Annotated in this window: 14 protein-coding genes, 5 tRNA genes and 1 riboswitch; of the genes, 15 read left to right on the top strand and 4 right to left on the bottom strand. The window is 64.8% G+C overall.

The annotated features are described in order from the left end of the window. The first annotated feature begins 8 nt into the window (after window positions 1–8). Window positions 9–84: transfer RNA gene (locus AC2A1N_RS11130), tRNA-Gly, on the top strand. A 67-nt stretch (window positions 85–151) separates the two neighbouring features. Here the strand turns inward: AC2A1N_RS11130 and AC2A1N_RS11125 are convergent. Further along, window positions 152–928, bottom strand: a complete 777-nt coding sequence (locus tag AC2A1N_RS11125) for a hypothetical protein (RefSeq protein ID WP_242891920.1) — start codon at window positions 926–928, stop codon at window positions 152–154. Between the two features lie 294 nt (window positions 929–1222). On the opposite strand from AC2A1N_RS11125, the gene AC2A1N_RS11120 reads away from it, so the two are divergent. From AC2A1N_RS11120 to AC2A1N_RS11085, 8 genes are all read left to right on the top strand, one after another. Continuing rightward, the gene (locus AC2A1N_RS11120; RefSeq protein WP_484372256.1) at window positions 1223–2329 is read left to right on the top strand and encodes an NAD(P)/FAD-dependent oxidoreductase; all 1107 of its coding nucleotides are present in this window, start codon (window positions 1223–1225) and stop codon (window positions 2327–2329) included. Between the two features lie 146 nt (window positions 2330–2475). Further along, the gene (locus AC2A1N_RS11115; protein WP_242891916.1) at window positions 2476–2802 is read left to right on the top strand and encodes a helix-turn-helix domain-containing protein; all 327 of its coding nucleotides are present in this window, start codon (window positions 2476–2478) and stop codon (window positions 2800–2802) included. Next, a complete protein-coding gene (locus tag AC2A1N_RS11110) occupies window positions 2795–4078 on the top strand; it encodes a type II toxin-antitoxin system HipA family toxin (RefSeq protein ID WP_242891914.1) in 1284 nt (427 codons plus the stop codon). Before AC2A1N_RS11115 ends, AC2A1N_RS11110 begins: the two co-directional genes overlap by 8 nt. A 114-nt stretch (window positions 4079–4192) precedes the next feature. Further along, window positions 4193–4268 (top strand) — tRNA-Gly (locus AC2A1N_RS11105). A 605-nt stretch (window positions 4269–4873) separates the two neighbouring features. Beyond that, window positions 4874–6337 (top strand): efflux transporter outer membrane subunit, encoded by a 1464-nt coding sequence (locus AC2A1N_RS11100; RefSeq protein WP_242891912.1) that lies wholly within the window; start codon window positions 4874–4876, stop codon window positions 6335–6337. Then, entirely contained in the window at window positions 6334–7473 is a 1140-nt protein-coding gene (locus AC2A1N_RS11095) for an ABC transporter permease (RefSeq protein WP_242891904.1), read from the top strand. The genes AC2A1N_RS11100 and AC2A1N_RS11095 overlap by 4 nt, the downstream gene beginning before the upstream one ends. A gap of 10 nt (window positions 7474–7483) precedes the next feature. Next, the gene (locus tag AC2A1N_RS11090; protein ID WP_134968033.1) at window positions 7484–8212 is read left to right on the top strand and encodes an ABC transporter ATP-binding protein; all 729 of its coding nucleotides are present in this window, start codon (window positions 7484–7486) and stop codon (window positions 8210–8212) included. Beyond that, a complete protein-coding gene (locus AC2A1N_RS11085; RefSeq protein ID WP_061478470.1) occupies window positions 8209–9129 on the top strand; it encodes an HlyD family secretion protein in 921 nt (306 codons plus the stop codon). Before AC2A1N_RS11090 ends, AC2A1N_RS11085 begins: the two co-directional genes overlap by 4 nt. A gap of 4 nt (window positions 9130–9133) precedes the next feature. Here the strand turns inward: AC2A1N_RS11085 and AC2A1N_RS11080 are convergent, their stop codons facing one another. Continuing rightward, on the bottom strand, window positions 9134–9583 hold the full coding sequence (locus AC2A1N_RS11080; protein ID WP_134968034.1) for a hypothetical protein: 450 nt from the start codon (window positions 9581–9583) through the stop codon (window positions 9134–9136). A 130-nt stretch (window positions 9584–9713) separates the two neighbouring features. Between AC2A1N_RS11080 and AC2A1N_RS11075 the strand changes: the two genes are divergently transcribed. The 5 genes from AC2A1N_RS11075 (at window position 9714) to AC2A1N_RS11055 (ending at window position 11670) form a co-directional block, all read left to right on the top strand. Next, window positions 9714–9789, top strand: a tRNA-Gly gene (locus tag AC2A1N_RS11075). Window positions 9790–9931: 142 nt separating this feature from the next. After that, window positions 9932–10007 (top strand) — tRNA-Gly (locus tag AC2A1N_RS11070). 66 nt (window positions 10008–10073) lie between these two features. Further along, a tRNA-Cys gene (locus AC2A1N_RS11065) sits at window positions 10074–10147 on the top strand. 120 nt (window positions 10148–10267) lie between these two features. After that, window positions 10268–11182 carry an ADP-ribosylglycohydrolase family protein gene (locus AC2A1N_RS11060; RefSeq protein ID WP_134968035.1) on the top strand — a complete coding sequence of 305 codons (915 nt, stop codon included), beginning with the start codon at window positions 10268–10270 and terminating at the stop codon, window positions 11180–11182. Window positions 11183–11400: 218 nt separating this feature from the next. Continuing rightward, window positions 11401–11670, top strand: coding sequence for a hypothetical protein (locus tag AC2A1N_RS11055; protein WP_005415995.1), 270 nt, complete (start codon window positions 11401–11403; stop codon window positions 11668–11670). Between the two features lie 22 nt (window positions 11671–11692). On the opposite strand, the gene AC2A1N_RS11050 is transcribed toward AC2A1N_RS11055, so the two are convergent. Further along, window positions 11693–12769: an alpha/beta hydrolase family protein gene (locus tag AC2A1N_RS11050; RefSeq protein ID WP_111176988.1), complete on the bottom strand. Its 1077-nt coding sequence runs from the start codon at window positions 12767–12769 to the stop codon at window positions 11693–11695. A gap of 182 nt (window positions 12770–12951) precedes the next feature. Between AC2A1N_RS11050 and AC2A1N_RS11045 the strand changes: the two genes are divergently transcribed. Further along, the gene (locus AC2A1N_RS11045) at window positions 12952–13785 is read left to right on the top strand and encodes an AraC family transcriptional regulator (RefSeq protein WP_005415997.1); all 834 of its coding nucleotides are present in this window, start codon (window positions 12952–12954) and stop codon (window positions 13783–13785) included. 3 nt (window positions 13786–13788) lie between these two features. Here AC2A1N_RS11045 and crcB read toward each other — a convergent pair whose 3' ends face one another. Continuing rightward, entirely contained in the window at window positions 13789–14181 is a 393-nt protein-coding gene (crcB, locus tag AC2A1N_RS11040; RefSeq protein ID WP_061478548.1) for a fluoride efflux transporter CrcB, read from the bottom strand. A gap of 81 nt (window positions 14182–14262) precedes the next feature. Beyond that, window positions 14263–14326, bottom strand: a riboswitch (Fluoride riboswitch). Window positions 14327–14330: the final 4 nt, after the last annotated feature.

Here is a 14330-nt window from a genome sequence, read left to right as displayed (position 1 = left end):
CCTCCCAAGCGGGAATAGCTCAGTTGGTAGAGCGCAACCTTGCCAAGGTTGAGGTCGCGAGTTCGAGTCTCGTTTCCCGCTCCAGATTCAAGAGAAACGCTCCTGCGAGGGGGCGTTTTTCGTTCTGGTTTGAATCTGTCGTCTCAACGTTCTAGATCGCCGCAAGGATCTGATCGATGTGACCAGCGGCGTCAGCATCGCGATCGTCCAGCCTCAGGTGCGCCTCGGTCGCGATGAACTTGCTGATCAGTCCAAAGCAGGCTTCGCCAAGTCGCGCTCTCCACAGTGAGAGAAAATCGAATCGAACAGTGAATGCCTGCACGTCGTTAAACACGTACACGGGCGCATCGTCAATTCCATCCATCAACGAAGCAACGTAACGATCCTGCTCGGACTCCGAATGGGTCCAGGCTGCATGCCAATCCACGCAGGGCGGCTCGCGTTGCAGGCCAAGCGGTTCTATCACGGCGATCGCATCAACGAGCTCCGCTGTAATCGGATTGCATAGAGCCTCGCTTTCCAGCCAGAAGAGGTAGCTGGCGATGGACGTGATCGTATCGCACGCGCGGATCGTTGCTGCTCCAGGAGTTGGTAGTGCTTGAATCACAAGTGCAACGTGGTTCTGTAATCGGACGGAGGCGCCAAGCGAGCGAAGATCGTCGAAGAATGCATCATAAGTGCTTCCTATCCTTGCTTCGCTGAAGCTGGCGCACAGGTAGTAGTTATCTCCTCCATCGACCAGCTGGCTCACTGTCCGCTGTGCTGCAAGCCGCGCAGCTTCAGCATCGCTTCTCGGAAATGTTGAAAGGAGCACCTCCCTGAAACAGTCGGTGGCCAGCAGAAACACGATTTGATCGACTGGAATCGCCATCGTTGAATGCGCGAGGAAGGGGCATGCACCATCAGGCTTTGATGTGGCGCGGTCCATGCAATGTTTCCGAAATGGAAGCAGTGGCTTGGTATTCCTGCCGGAGCTGACCGCTGGTTTGGGTGACAGTGCCACTCATACATTACGCAGTCAGCTGCTTCAACCGCTACCTTGCCAAGGTTGGGGCCGTGGATTCGAGTTTCGTTTCCCGCTCCAGATTCAAGAGGAACGCTCCCGCCAGGGGGCGTTTTTCGTTTGCCTGGCGCCCGCTTCATCCCCACTTCACCGCCACCCCATCACCTCACCACGCGGCCGTTCGAAGCTGCATCTGCAATCCTCCACGGCGATGCCGCAATGCCCCAAACTCCCTCCGCCTACGACCACGATGTGGTCATCGTCGGCGCCAGTTTCGCTGGTGCCGCCTGCGCCTTGGCCGCCGCGCAGTACGGTCTGCGCGTCTGCGTGCTGGAACGCAGGACCGACCCCGGCGAGCGCCTGCACACCACCGGCATCGTGGTGAAGGAAGCGATGGAGCAGACCTGGCTGGGGCGCATGCCCGAACATCTGGTGCAGCGGGTCGCCAACGTGCGCCTCTATGCGCCGAACCTGCGCAGCGTATTGCTGGCCGCACCGGGCTATTACTTCCTCACCACCGATACGCCGAACGTGATGCGTTGGCTGGCCAGCGAACTGCGCGCGAACGGTGTCGACCTGCGCCTGCAGCAGTCCTTCACCGACGCTCGCCGTTGTGGTGACGGCTGGCAGGTCGAAGGGACAGGGCGCTGCGCCTATCTGGTCGGCGCAGATGGCGCACGCTCACGCGTTGCCCAGCGCACCGGGCTTGGCCAGGTGCGTGACACCCTCTACGGCGTCGAGCGTGAGTTCGCCGGCCTGCAGGTGACAGAGGGCGACGCGTTGCATTGCTTCGTCAGCAAGCGCTTTGCACCGGGCTACATCGGCTGGGTCGCGCAGAATCCAACCGGCCTGCAGGTCGGGCTGGCCCTGCGTCATGATCCGCGACAGGCGCGGCCGCTGGATATTGATGGTTTCCTTGAGCATGTGCGCGATGTGGTCGGCATCCCGCCATCTGCGCGTCCCTCGGCCACCCGCGCTGGCCTGGTGCCCTGCGGCCGACCGGATGGGCCGATCACCGGCCAACGCGTGATCCTGACCGGCGACGCGGCGGGCATCGTCTCGCCGCTCTCCGCAGGGGGCATCCACTCCTCGTGGCGGCATGGCTGGGCGGTCGGCGGGGCGATGGCCCGCCATCTGCGTGGGCAGGGGCCGGAAGCGGAACGGGTGGCGCGGCAGGTGGCGCCGGCATTCCATGGCAAGCGCCTGCTGCGCTGGGCGATGGATCATCTGCAGGCCGACTGGCCGCTCAACGCACTGCTGCACACGGCGGCCACGCGGCGCTTTGCCGAGCAGGTCTACTTCCACCGCCGCGGCCTGCGCACGTGACGCGCGCTTTGCCAATGTAATTCCAGAATTCTGTATTTATATAGCTGAATGCGCAAATAAAACACAAAATCCGGGAGTTAAATCAATTGAATGGAGTTGGGGTTAATTCTATAATTTTGGGTGCTAAATGGCATAGATAGGGGATCATGCACGCTATGTTGGATTTAAGCCTCAGCAAGCCCAGCGAGGTCGTCAAGCGACTCTGCGGGCGCTTGCGTACAGAACGCATGGCGTTGGGCATGACACAGTCGGATCTGGCCGGGCGTGCCGGCATTGGTACCAACACCGTGTCCAACCTGGAGGCCGGGCGCAATGTTGGCTTCGAGGCGGTGGTCCGCGTGGCGATGGTCCTTGGTCGGATCAACGAGCTCGAAGGCCTGTTCCAGCCAAAGTTGGACAGCATCGAAGACATTCGGCGCTACGAAGAGGCCGCGAACCGCCTCCGGACGAGGAGGAAGCCCCGTAATGCCTGAACAGGTGAAGGTCTTCTACGAAGGGTGGGGAGAGCGATGGCACTGGGGAACGCTGATCTCCAGCATCGCCCTCACCGGTCGCCCGCTGGTCGCGTTCGAGTACAGCAACGAGGCCCGGCGAAGGGGACTGGAACTGTCTTCGTACAAGCTGCCGCTGGCCGGCCCTCCGTTGCGGCGGGATTTCCCGGACCATCAGCTGCAACTGCCCGGGCCTGTGTATGACGCGTTGCCAGACGGCTGGGGCATGCTGCTGATGGACCGCATGTTCAGGCGCCGCGGAATCAACGCAGCACGCATTGGCCCGCTCCAGCGGCTGGCCTATATCGGTGGCAACGCGATGGGGGCCATGACGTTTGAGCCCGTGGCGCCCGAAGGTGAGGCGCCGAAGGTCCATATACCGCTCGAGCAGCTTTCCGCGGAAGTGCAGCAGGTGCTCGACGGAGAAGGTGGTGAATTCCTGCAGACCTTGCTGCTGGTGGGGGGGGCGCCCCAAGGTGCAAGGCCCAAGGCCCTGGTCTATCGCGATCCGCGATCGGGCGCGTTCACCACGGCCGTCACGCCCGGCTTCGAAGCCTGGTTGATCAAGTTCCCGGCCAGAGAAGAGCATGCCGAGGTGTGCGCCATCGAAATGGTCTACGCCGAGTGCCTGCGCAGGTGTGGCATCGAGACACCGGACACGCAGTACTTCAGCCTGCCCAACGGACTGGCCGCGTTCGCCAGCAAGCGCTTTGATCGCCACGATGGGTTGCGTGTGCCGATGCAGAGTCTTGCTGCATTCACGGGCGCCAACTACCAGACGGCGGGGTCGTTGGACTATGTCAACTTCCTGCGCGCGACCCGGTTGTGCACCAATGACGTGCGGCAAATGGCCGTGGCCTTCGAACGTGCGGTCTTCAACGTTGCGTTCAACAACCGGGACGATCATCCGAAAAACTTTGCCTACATCATGTCGCCGGATGGGCAATGGCGTTTGGCTCCGGCCTACGACGTGACCTTCTGCGAAGGACCCAACGGATATCACCAGATGGACGTCATGGGGGAGGCACTGGAGATTTCCCGTGCTGACCTGCTTCGCCTTGCCGAAGAGGCAGAAGTGCAGCACGGGGACGCCAGTCTGGAGATTGGCAGCATTTGCGACGTGGCCAGCCAATTCACGGAAATCGCCAACAGCATGTACTCAAACGTTATTGCTCAAGATACCTTGATCATGATCCAGGGGCGCATCAACGAGAACGTAGCTCTGTTGCGGGAAGTCCGGCGTGGCCTGCGGACCTGAGGGCCGGGTCCAAGGGCCTGAACGCCGCCCCACAATGCGGCCGAAAATTCCTGTTGACGCCGTGCAGCAATATCGACACAATAGCGCTCCTTCGACGCAGGTCGAACGAAATCTGCGGGAATAGCTCAGTTGGTAGAGCGCAACCTTGCCAAGGTTGAGGTCGCGAGTTCGAGTCTCGTTTCCCGCTCCAGATTCAAGAAGAACGCTCCCGAAAGGGAGCGTTTTTCGTTTGTCACACCGGTTGCACCACCACCGCGCCAGCGTGCCTTGCCGGGCAGGGCGCTGCACCAGGTCCGGGCATTCTGCCGGTCGAAACCGGGGCAGCGGTTGTCCTGCGGGATGTAGACGTAGGGAACGTCATCCTCGTAGGTGAAGTGGTAGTAGTAGGTGCGGTCCTTCCCATAAAACCAGTAGTTCGACGAACCGTCGTTGATCGCATACGGCTCGAAGGTGAGGATCGAGGATTCGGCGGGAATGAAGTTGCTGCGCTCCATCAGTAGCAGCAGGGCGTTCGAGACCAGTGGGGTGGTCAGGACGAGCACGATCACACCGACAGTCGCTGTCGTGATCGAGCCAATCAGCAGCCAACGGCGAGGGTGTTTCACGGTCGTGCAGCATCGAAGCAAGGAATTGCCGCAATGTGCAATACGCCGTGAAAGTCGTCCAGTGTTCCGTGCCGGGAACGCATTGAAAGCGTAGTGAAAGGCTGGGTCGGCGTTGCCTGAACCGCACGCGTGCTGTGACCTTTTTCGGACGATTTCTCCATGTTCGCTCCACAATCGCGCGGTAGCCTTCATGCTCCTTCTACACGTTGGCGGGCTGGTGGTCAGGCGTATCACTTCAGTGGCAGTGTCCAGGACAGGGCGAGGACTCTCCCTGCAGGCAGTGCTGCGCCCCGGCGCGTTGTTGGCAACCCTGGCCTTGGCGGGTTGCATGTCGGTGTCCGTGCCGGACCTGCCTGATCGCACACCCAGCGCCTGGACCCAGGTGCCGCAGGGGCAGGGTGTGGCGGTGGACGCCAGGCAGTGGTGGAAGGTGCTGGCCGACCCGGCGCTGGACGGACTGGTGGACCAGGCCATCGCAGGCAACCTTGATCTGCAGCAGGCCACGTTGCGCCTGCAGGCAGTGCGGATCGTCGCCGGCGCCTCGGATTCGCGCTTCCTGCCGGAGATCTCGGCCAGCGCCAAGCAGGTACAGGACGCCGCCGCGGTCGACACCTATTTCCATGCAGGCATCGAAGCGATCTGGGACCTGGGGCTGTTCGGCGCCGCCGAGAGCGCGCAGCTGAGCGCGCAGGCCTCGACCGGCAATGCCGAGGCGCTGCGCAATGCCGCACAGGTGGCGGTGATTGCCGACGTGGTGCGCAGCTATCTGGACCTTACCGTGGCACAGGCCCAGCAGGACCTGCTGGCCCGGCAGCAGGCTGTGGACGACCGCGGCGAACAGCTGGCGCTGGTCCGTCAGCGCCTGCGCCTGGATGAGCCGGGCGAGCTGGAACGGCTGCGCGCGCGGCAGGCGGCCACCCGTGCGGCCATCGCGCAGGCGCGGGAAAACGCCGACAACGCCGCCCGTGCGCTGGCATTGCTGCTGGGCCGCGAGCGTCCGGATCCGGCCTGGCACGCCTACCGCACCCCGCCGACGCTGGGTGCGTTCACGCTGCAGCAGGTCCCTGCGGATCTGCTGCGCCACCGCCCGCAGATTCTGCTGGCCGAATCAGAGGTGATGCAGGCAGCGGCCAGCAAGGGTTCGGCGCGCGCTGCAATGTATCCGCGGATCAGCCTTGGCGGCTCCATCCTGTACGCGTACAACCTCACCCAGAACGCCCGCTCCAATTCCGATTCGAGCCCGTCGATCGGCCCGTACATCGATATTCCGCTGTGGGACTGGGGCCAGCGTCGCGCGCGGTTCCATGCCGACGAGAAGCAACTGGACGCCGCCTTGCTCGGCTACCGCAAGGCCGTGCTGGAAGGCGTGAGCGAAGTGGAAGGTGCACTGGGTAGCCTGGCGCGCCAGGACAGCAGCATCCAATCGCTGCGTGCGGCCAGTGATGCCGCCAACCAGCAGGTCAAGCGGCAGGCGCGGCAGGTGCAGCTGGGCCTGTCCAGCGAATTCGACGGGCTGGATACGCAGCGTGCCGCATTGGCCTCGCAGGCCGACCTGATCGCTGCGCAGGGCGCGCGCGTGCTGGCGTTTGCGTCGCTGTACCGCGCCCTTGGTGGCGCACCGCTGCCGGTCGAGGCTGAGGGCGAACCACAATGATCGCACTCGCGCGCAAGACCCTGGCCTATGAGTGGCGCCGTTTCCTGCCGGTGGTGCTGGCGATGTGTTTCGCCGGTGTGCTGTTGATCGTGCAGGCCGCACTGGTGCTGGGCATCTTCGGTACCGCCGCGATCTACGTGAAGGCGTCCTCGGCCGATATCTGGGCTGGTTTCCCCGGCACGCAGAGCGTCAACTACGGGCATGCGATCAGCGCGGATGTTGAAAGCCATTTGCGCATGGACCCGGATGTCACCCGCGTCGAGCCCTACGAGTGGGTCGATGGCGAATGGCGGTCCGGCGCGCAGGGCACCGGCAATGTGTCGGTGTACCTGTCCGGCATCTCCACCCGGGACGACGCGATGATGTTCGCGCGCATCCTGCCTGCGAACCTGCGCGCGCAGCTGCGTGAGCCGGGTGCGGTGATCGTCGACAGCGCCGATCTGGATACGCTGGGCGTGGACCTGCAGAACAACCGTGCCTGGATCAATGGCAAGGCGGTGCGCGTGGTCGCCGCACAATCGGGCCTGCGCGGCCTCGGTGGCGTCAACGTTCTGGCCTCGCTGGACACCGCGCGCGCCATCGCCGGCACTGACCCGCACGAGGGCAGCACCTATTTCGTGGCGGGCCTGCGCTCGCCGGACCTGGCCGACTGCGTGCGTGACCGCTTGGCCGCGTCGATGGGCCAGGCCACACCGGTCGAGTTCTGGACCGCGCCGGCGTTCGCCAGCCGTTCGCAGCAGTATTGGCTGTTCGATACCGGCGCAGGTATCGCCGTGTTGTTCATGGCCGTCATCGTCTGCTTCGTCGGCGCGGTGATCACCAACCAGTCGTTCGCCTCGGTGGTGGCCGGCTCGGTACGCGAGTACGCCACGCTCAATGCGCTCGGTGCAGGCCGCTATGCGCTGGCACGGGTGGTGTTCGAGCAGGCATTGCTGATCGGTGGCGTAGGCATGCTGCTGGCGGCGGCGTTCAGCACGGTGGTGCTGCTGATCGCGCAGACCCGCCGCGTACCGGTGCAGCTGACGCCGATGGTGATCCTCGGCTGCGTGGCGCTGGTTGCGGTGATGGCCATGCTCTCCAGCATCATGGCGGTGCGCAGTGTCGTCCGCTCCGATCCATCGTTGCTGCTGCGTTGAGGACCGGCCGATGACTTCCGCACGCGCCGTCGTCCCGACCCTGCAGGCCGACGCATTGGAAAAAGGCTTCATGTCCGGTGATGTGCAGGTGCCGGTGCTGCGTGGCCTGTCGCTGGACATCTATCCTGGCGAGCTGACCCTGGTGTCGGGCCCGTCCGGCTGCGGCAAGAGCACACTGCTGTCGCTGCTGTCCGGCCTGTCCGCACCCGATGGCGGTCGCGTGCACGCGCTGGGCCAGGACGTGGGCCACATGACCCGCAGTGAAGTGGAGCGTTTCCGCCTGCACCATGTCGGGTTCGTGTTCCAGGGCTTCAACCTGTTCCCGGCACTGACTGCGTTGGAGCAGGTACAGCTGCCACTGGGCTACCGCGGCATGCGCAATCGCGAAAGCGAGCCGCTGGCCCGCAGGGCGCTGGAAGAAGTCGGCCTCAGCCACCGCAGCCACATGCGCCCGGCGCAGCTGTCCGGTGGCGAGAAACAGCGCGTGGCGGTGGCGCGTGCCTTCGCCAAGTCGCCAACGCTGATCTTCGCCGACGAACCCACCAGCGCGCTGGACGCCGAGAACGGTCAGCGCGTGATCGACATCCTGCATCGCTATGCGCGGGCGCATGGCGCGACTGTGCTGTGCGTGAGCCACGATCCGCGCCTGATCCGGCATGCCGATCGGGTGATCGCCATGGAAGACGGCATGGTCCGTGATGACCGCCGCCAGAACGAAACCGTAGAGTCCGCCCCATGACCAAGACGTCGCATCTGCTTCCCCTCAGCCTGGCCCTGTCCGCGGCACTGCTGCTCGGCGCCTGTTCCAGGGAAGCGCCCACCGTCGCATCGGCCCCCTCAGGCAAGGCGGGTACTGCCGCCGCCGGCAAGGTCGCCGTGGCACGGGGCATCATTGACATCGAAGGTGGCCTGATCGCACTGGCACCGCCGGTGGATGGCTCGATCACTGCCGCGCCGGTGAAGGAAGGCGCCACGGTGAAGAAGGGGCAGCTGCTGCTGTCGCTGGATGGCGCCCTGTTGCAGCAGGAAGTGGCAATGGCCACCGCCGATCTGGCCTTGGCCAATGACCGCCTGAAGGGCAGCCAGGCGCAGCTGCGCGAACTGGAGCGCAACGCCACCCGACTGTCCACGGGCGCCAGTGAAGGTGTGTCCTCGAACCAGCAGGCCGATGCGGCCAAACAGCAGCTGGCCGGTGTGCGTGCCGATGTCGAGGTGGCCGGTGCGCAGGTCGACCTGGCGCAGCACAAGCTGGAGCACGCGAAGCTGAGACTGCAGCAGATGTCGTTGAGCGCGCCGGAAGCCGGCACCGTGGTCGGCCAGGTGCCGGGCGTCGGTGCCTTCGTGCAGGCGGGCAAGCCGGCGATCTCGTTGCTGCCGGCGCGCCCGCTGCAGGTGCGTGCCGAGCTCAGCGCCGCCTACGCCGATGCCGTGCAGGTGGGCATGAAGGCTGCTGTCGTGCCGGACAGTGATGGTGCGGAGAACACGGGCACGTTGCCACCTGCACGCGTGGTACGCATCAGCCCGGTGTTCGCGCAGGCACGCCTGCCTGAAGATGCCGGGCGTGGCGTGGCCAAGGTGGTGGAGTGCGTGCTGGAGTTTGACGGCGAGGCCAAGGCACGCTTCGGCCAGCATGTGCGGGTGGAGTTCCGGAAGTAGGTCTCTAGCGCTGCGGCGGGGGAGTCTGTGGTGACCCGCGCCGGCAGAGCGCCCGCCACGCGCTCACCGCCGACACCACGCACAGCGCCAGCAGCAATCCCACGTCCAGCAGCAGCAACCACAGCAGGTGCATGCCTTGTACCGGCGGCTGGTGCATCGCCGACAGCATCCACGGTATCGACCACACCAGCAGCAGGGCGAAGGCGATAAGCAGGCGCAGCCACAGGCGTTTGAGCTTCCACGGGCGCACGATCAGCGCCGCCACCACCAGTTCAACCGTGCCCAGCAACGCGAACACGATGACGGTGCTGGTCGGGTAGGGCAGCTGGGCGCCTTCCAGGCGATGCAGCAGCCAGTAGTCTGGGGTGAAGCCAGCATTGACAAGTGCGGCGATCAGCGCCAACCAGGTCAGCGCGACCAGCAACCAGAACAGGCGGACGTAGCGTCTAGGCATCGGCGGTGTCCGTGCTTGGGCGGGGCAGCGTACCCCAGTGCGGACGCCGTGACCGCATGATGTGAAGACTGTTGACGGCGTGAAGGAATTTGGACACAATAGCGCTCCTTCGACGCACGTCGAAGAATCTGCGGGAATAGCTCAGTTGGTAGAGCGCAACCTTGCCAAGGTTGAGGTCGCGAGTTCGAGTCTCGTTTCCCGCTCCAGATTCTACAGGGCCCCGGTAGGGGCCTTGTTTTTCTCCCGCCCGGGCAAGGCGGGGCACGTTGGGCCACAAGCCTTTACGCGCAGTCAGAAAAGTGAAATCGCTGGTGTGTTTTCCGGATTTCCGGTAGCATGTCGGCTTACGCGGGAATAGCTCAGTTGGTAGAGCGCAACCTTGCCAAGGTTGAGGTCGCGAGTTCGAGTCTCGTTTCCCGCTCCATGTTCCGACAGGCCCCATCTTGGGGTTTTGTCTTGTCAGGGCTACGTTCCTGGCGCGCAGTACGTTGGCCTCATGGCAGAGTGGCTATGCACCGGATTGCAAATCCGTTTACAGCGGTTCGATTCCGCTTGAGGCCTCCAATTGAAAAGCCCTGACTCCGGTCAGGGCTTTTTTGTTGGCTGCGATCACTTTCGCGCTCGCGCGATCGTTGCGCGGCTGGCGGTCAGTCATGACGGAGGCGGCGGCGCTACACTTGCCTGATGAACCAGATTGACCACTTCCGCGGCGCCTTGCTCGGCCTGGCGTGCGGCGATGCCGTCGGTACCACGCTGGAGTTCAAGCCTCGTGGCAGCTTCACCCCGATCACCGACATGGTGGGCGGTGGGCCGTTCCAGCTGCAGCCGGGGCAATGGACCGACGATACCTCCATGGCGATGTGCCTGGCCGAGAGCCTGGTGCGTTGTGACACCTTCGATGTGCACGATCAGATGAACCGCTACGCCAACTGGTACCGGCATGGGTACTGGAGTGCGACCGGCGAGTGCTTCGATATCGGTATGGCAACGCGGGCTGCCATCGACCGGTTCCTGCAGGATGGCCATCCGCTGGCGGGGAGTGACGACCCGCGCAGCGCTGGCAATGGCTCGATCATGCGTTTGGCGCCGGTGGCATTGCGCTACGCCGGGACCCCCGATCTGCAGGCCATGGCCGCGTTGAGTTCGCGAACCACGCACGCTGCGCAGGAGTGTCTGGAGGCGTGCCGCTTGCTGGTGGTCGCGCTGGAGCGGGCGTTGGCAGGTGGCACCCGCGACGGGGTGCTGGATCTCAGCAATGTTCCCGTCGAGAGCGTGCGGCTGCAGCAGATCGCGGCGGGCGGCTACCGCGGTGCCGCGCGTGAGCAGATCCGTGGCAATGGCTATGTTGTCGACAGTCTGGAAGCTGCACTCTGGTGCTTTGATCGCCACGACACCTTTGAAGCCGTCGTACTCGAGGCGGCCAATCTTGGCGAGGACGCCGACACCACGGCCGCCATTGCGGGGCAGCTGGCGGGCGCATTCCATGGTGCGCGCGGAATCCCCGGGCGGTGGTTGCAGCGGCTGGCCCTGCGTGCCGAAATCCAGGCGCTGGCCGATGCGCTGCACGCCTTGAACCAGGGCAGCGACCGCGCTGCGTGAGTCGGGTTCCCTGCCTGTGAACTGCGCCGGCAGGGCGCTCCCTGCGGCCGCCATTTCCGACGCCGCGCTGCTTCACCTGCAGCCGTTCGCCGCGCCCCGGTCGCCAGTCTCAGCCGGCCACGACATGGAAAGGCGCTATGGTCGAGTTCCACGTCTCAGGGAGCCGCAATGGCGAGCAAGGACATCACGCGTCGTTCCAGCCACGGAGCGAAACGGAAATGAGCAAAGTCACGGCAGATGTGCGCTGGTTGACCTTCCGCTTGAAGAACGGGCAATCCATTGGCCCGGATCGGCTGAAGGACGGATGGGTCATCGCCTCGGAAACCGCCCGCTGCGGGGTGCGCCGCGAGCATATCGAAGGGTCGGGCCTGGTGTATGCCCTGTACGCGCCGGCCAACCTGGCCTCACCACGGCGCGCGGAAATGCGCATGCGCGAATTCCTGATGAGCTCGGGCTACACCTTCACGATGGGCACGCTGGGCGGCTGACCTGCGCGTGGGCCGCGATTGCTCAACGCTGCGCGGCCTTCAACGCCTCGATGATCTGCGCGCCGGAGAAGCCACAATGGCCTTCGCCAACGGGCGGCAGCACCTGTGGCAGCGGACGGGCGCCGGCCCGTGCGGCCGTCTGCGGATACACCGTCTGCATGCGCGGCACGATCGTCGGGTCGTTGTTGTTGAACTGGATCACCAGCGGTCGCCTCAGCGCACCGCTCAATGCCAGCTCCCTGCGGACAGCGGCCTGCGCGGCAGGCACGGCATCGACACGTTGCACGCCGGCATTGAACGCCATGTCGTCACCGAAGCCGCTGTAAGCCACACCTCTGTTGCCCACCGGCATGCCGCCACTGCGCGTGGCCAGTTCGTGCAGGACCAGTGCATGCAGGCTGATCGTGCCGGCCAGTGCATCAGCGGACACCTGCAGCCGCTGTGCCAGCAACGCGGCATGCGAGGGGCTGCGTTGCAGCGCATTGGAGATGCCCTGGTACAGTTCGCCCTGTGGCAGCGCAGCCGCGTCGCGTGAGACCAGTCCCGCAGCCGGCAGGCCTTCGGCCTTGGCAAAGAAATAATCGAAAGCGACCAGCGTGGTCAGCAGATCACTCGCGATCTGTTCGCCACTGAGATTGGCGCCGCATAGCGACACCCCACCGGCGTAGTGTTGCGGGAACCGTTCGAGGCTGGCGAGGGTCACGGCGCCGCCCATCGAAAATCCCAGCATCCAGATATGGCGCACATGCTTGAGCTCAGCCACTGCATGCCGGCGCAGGCGTTCCATGTCGGTGATCGCATCGGCCACCGCCCAGCCCTGGCTGGCATAGGCGCTCTGCGCGACGGCGTAGCCTGCCGCCAGCAGTGGCGCGGTGCCGTCATTGGCAGCCATCGGCGTAGCACGTGGCATGCCTACCGGCTCGTAGCCGTGCGCCAGCATTACCAGGTCACCGTTCCAGTCAGCCGGCACGTCCAGGCGCCACGGGGCCCTCTGCAGCTCGCCACTGAACGTGCGCGGTGATGCAGCGGGTGCGGCCATCACCTGTGTCGCAGGGAATAGCAGGGCGAGGGTGAGGGCACATCGTAGCAAGCGACACATCACGGGCATTCCATCCGGGAATCGCGTCAGCTTAGACGCCGCCAGCAGCCTGCGCGCGCTGCACTGCCGCAGGAAGGGCGGGCTGGGGGGCGCCCGCTCCCGGAGTTGATCACGTCCGCTACGGGAGGATTCCGATACGATGTGTCGCCTTGATCTCTTTCTACTTTACCCAGGGTCCCGTCATGGTCGACCGGCTCGCCATTCTGCTTGAACGCTTTGCGGTCACTGCCTCGGTGTTCCATGCCGGCGCGCTGTGCGGCATCAACTCGCTGGCGGGCGAGGATGACGCCGGGCAGCTGCATCTGGTGCGACGTGGCCCGTTGCAGGTCAGCCATGGCCAGCAGACTGTCCAGGTCGAGGTGCCGAGCCTGCTGCTGTACCCACGGCCGATGCCGCATCGATTCAGTACCGATCCGCAGCATGGCGCCGACATGGCCTGCGCCAATCTGCATTTCGAGGGCGGGCGGCTCAACCCGATCAGCGCGGCGTTGCCCGATTTCATCTGCCTGCCGCTGGCCGATCTGTACGGCGGCAACGCAGCGCTGGAGCTGCTGTTCGAAGAAGCCTTCGAGCAGCGCTGCGGGCGTGCGGCGATGGTCAACCGGCTGTTCGAGGTGGTGATGATCCAGGTGCTGCGGCAGCTGATGGAAGGGGGCGAGATGCGTGGTGGCCTGTTTGCCGGGCTGGGGCATCCGCGGCTGCGGCTGGCGCTGGTGGCGATGCATGAAGCGCCCGCACAGTCCTGGACCCTGGAAGACCTGGCCGAGGTCGCCGGCATGTCACGCAGCGTCTTTGCTGCCAGTTTCCGTGAGGCGATGGGCACTACTCCGGGCCAGTACCTGCAGGGCTGGCGGGTGGGCTTGGCGCAGCAGGCGCTGCGCCAAGGGCGCCCATTGAAGCGGATCGCTGACGACGTCGGCTATGGCAGCGAAGCAGCACTGTCGCGCGCATTCAAGGCACATACCGGACAGTCGCCGCGGGAGTGGCGCGGACAGGCCCGCGCCGGCGCGGGCTGAGCCTCAGCCCAGCACCAGCCGGGCCAGTTTCATGCCACCGAACAGGCCGACCAGACCCAGTGCCACCGAACCGCCGGCATACAGCGCCGCCAGGCCATGCTGGCCGCGCTGCAGCAGCAGTCCGATTTCCAGTGCGTAGGTGGAAAATGTGGTGTAGCCGCCGAGGACGCCGGTGGCCAGCAGAAGGCGCAACTGCGGCGAGGCGCCATTGCGCAGGGCGAAGGCTTCGACCAGCACGCCCATCAGCAGTGCACCGCTGATGTTGATCAGGAAGGTCGACCATGGCCACGGGCTGCCGACTGATACCCGCGCACCGATCAGGTTGCAGGCATAGCGAAGGCAGGCGCCGAGCCCGCCGCCGATGAAGACCAGCAGATAATTGTTCAATGCGTGCATCACGTGCCTCGGTTGCGGGTTCGCTGATTCGATGGCGAACGCCGACAGCAGGCACGACCCGCCATCGACGAACACCGGTTCGTCCTGGCAGGAGCCATCAGCCCTTTCGGGCGGTTATCGGGGGAGCCCCATCCCCATCCGCGACCATG

The organism is Stenotrophomonas maltophilia group sp. SKK55, assembly GCF_057179845.1.
Note: the sequence above shows the minus strand (reverse complement) of the source record. Positions and strands in the feature narration are given on the sequence as shown.

Coding starts and splice junctions, on each gene's coding strand:
- AC2A1N_RS11095 (WP_242891904.1), top strand. CDS start 6,334: ATGATCGCACTCGCGCGCAAGACCCTGGCCTATGAGTGGCGCCGTTTC.
- AC2A1N_RS11100 (WP_242891912.1), top strand. CDS start 4,874: ATGCTCCTTCTACACGTTGGCGGGCTGGTGGTCAGGCGTATCACTTCA.
- AC2A1N_RS11115 (WP_242891916.1), top strand. CDS start 2,476: ATGCACGCTATGTTGGATTTAAGCCTCAGCAAGCCCAGCGAGGTCGTC.
- AC2A1N_RS11050 (WP_111176988.1), bottom strand. CDS start 12,769: ATGTGTCGCTTGCTACGATGTGCCCTCACCCTCGCCCTGCTATTCCCT.
- AC2A1N_RS11080 (WP_134968034.1), bottom strand. CDS start 9,583: ATGCCTAGACGCTACGTCCGCCTGTTCTGGTTGCTGGTCGCGCTGACC.
- AC2A1N_RS11125 (WP_242891920.1), bottom strand. CDS start 928: ATGGACCGCGCCACATCAAAGCCTGATGGTGCATGCCCCTTCCTCGCG.
- AC2A1N_RS11110 (WP_242891914.1), top strand. CDS start 2,795: ATGCCTGAACAGGTGAAGGTCTTCTACGAAGGGTGGGGAGAGCGATGG.
- AC2A1N_RS11085 (WP_061478470.1), top strand. CDS start 8,209: ATGACCAAGACGTCGCATCTGCTTCCCCTCAGCCTGGCCCTGTCCGCG.
- AC2A1N_RS11045 (WP_005415997.1), top strand. CDS start 12,952: ATGGTCGACCGGCTCGCCATTCTGCTTGAACGCTTTGCGGTCACTGCC.
- AC2A1N_RS11060 (WP_134968035.1), top strand. CDS start 10,268: ATGAACCAGATTGACCACTTCCGCGGCGCCTTGCTCGGCCTGGCGTGC.
- AC2A1N_RS11120 (WP_484372256.1), top strand. CDS start 1,223: ATGCCCCAAACTCCCTCCGCCTACGACCACGATGTGGTCATCGTCGGC.
- crcB (WP_061478548.1), bottom strand. CDS start 14,181: ATGCACGCATTGAACAATTATCTGCTGGTCTTCATCGGCGGCGGGCTC.
- AC2A1N_RS11055 (WP_005415995.1), top strand. CDS start 11,401: ATGAGCAAAGTCACGGCAGATGTGCGCTGGTTGACCTTCCGCTTGAAG.
- AC2A1N_RS11090 (WP_134968033.1), top strand. CDS start 7,484: ATGACTTCCGCACGCGCCGTCGTCCCGACCCTGCAGGCCGACGCATTG.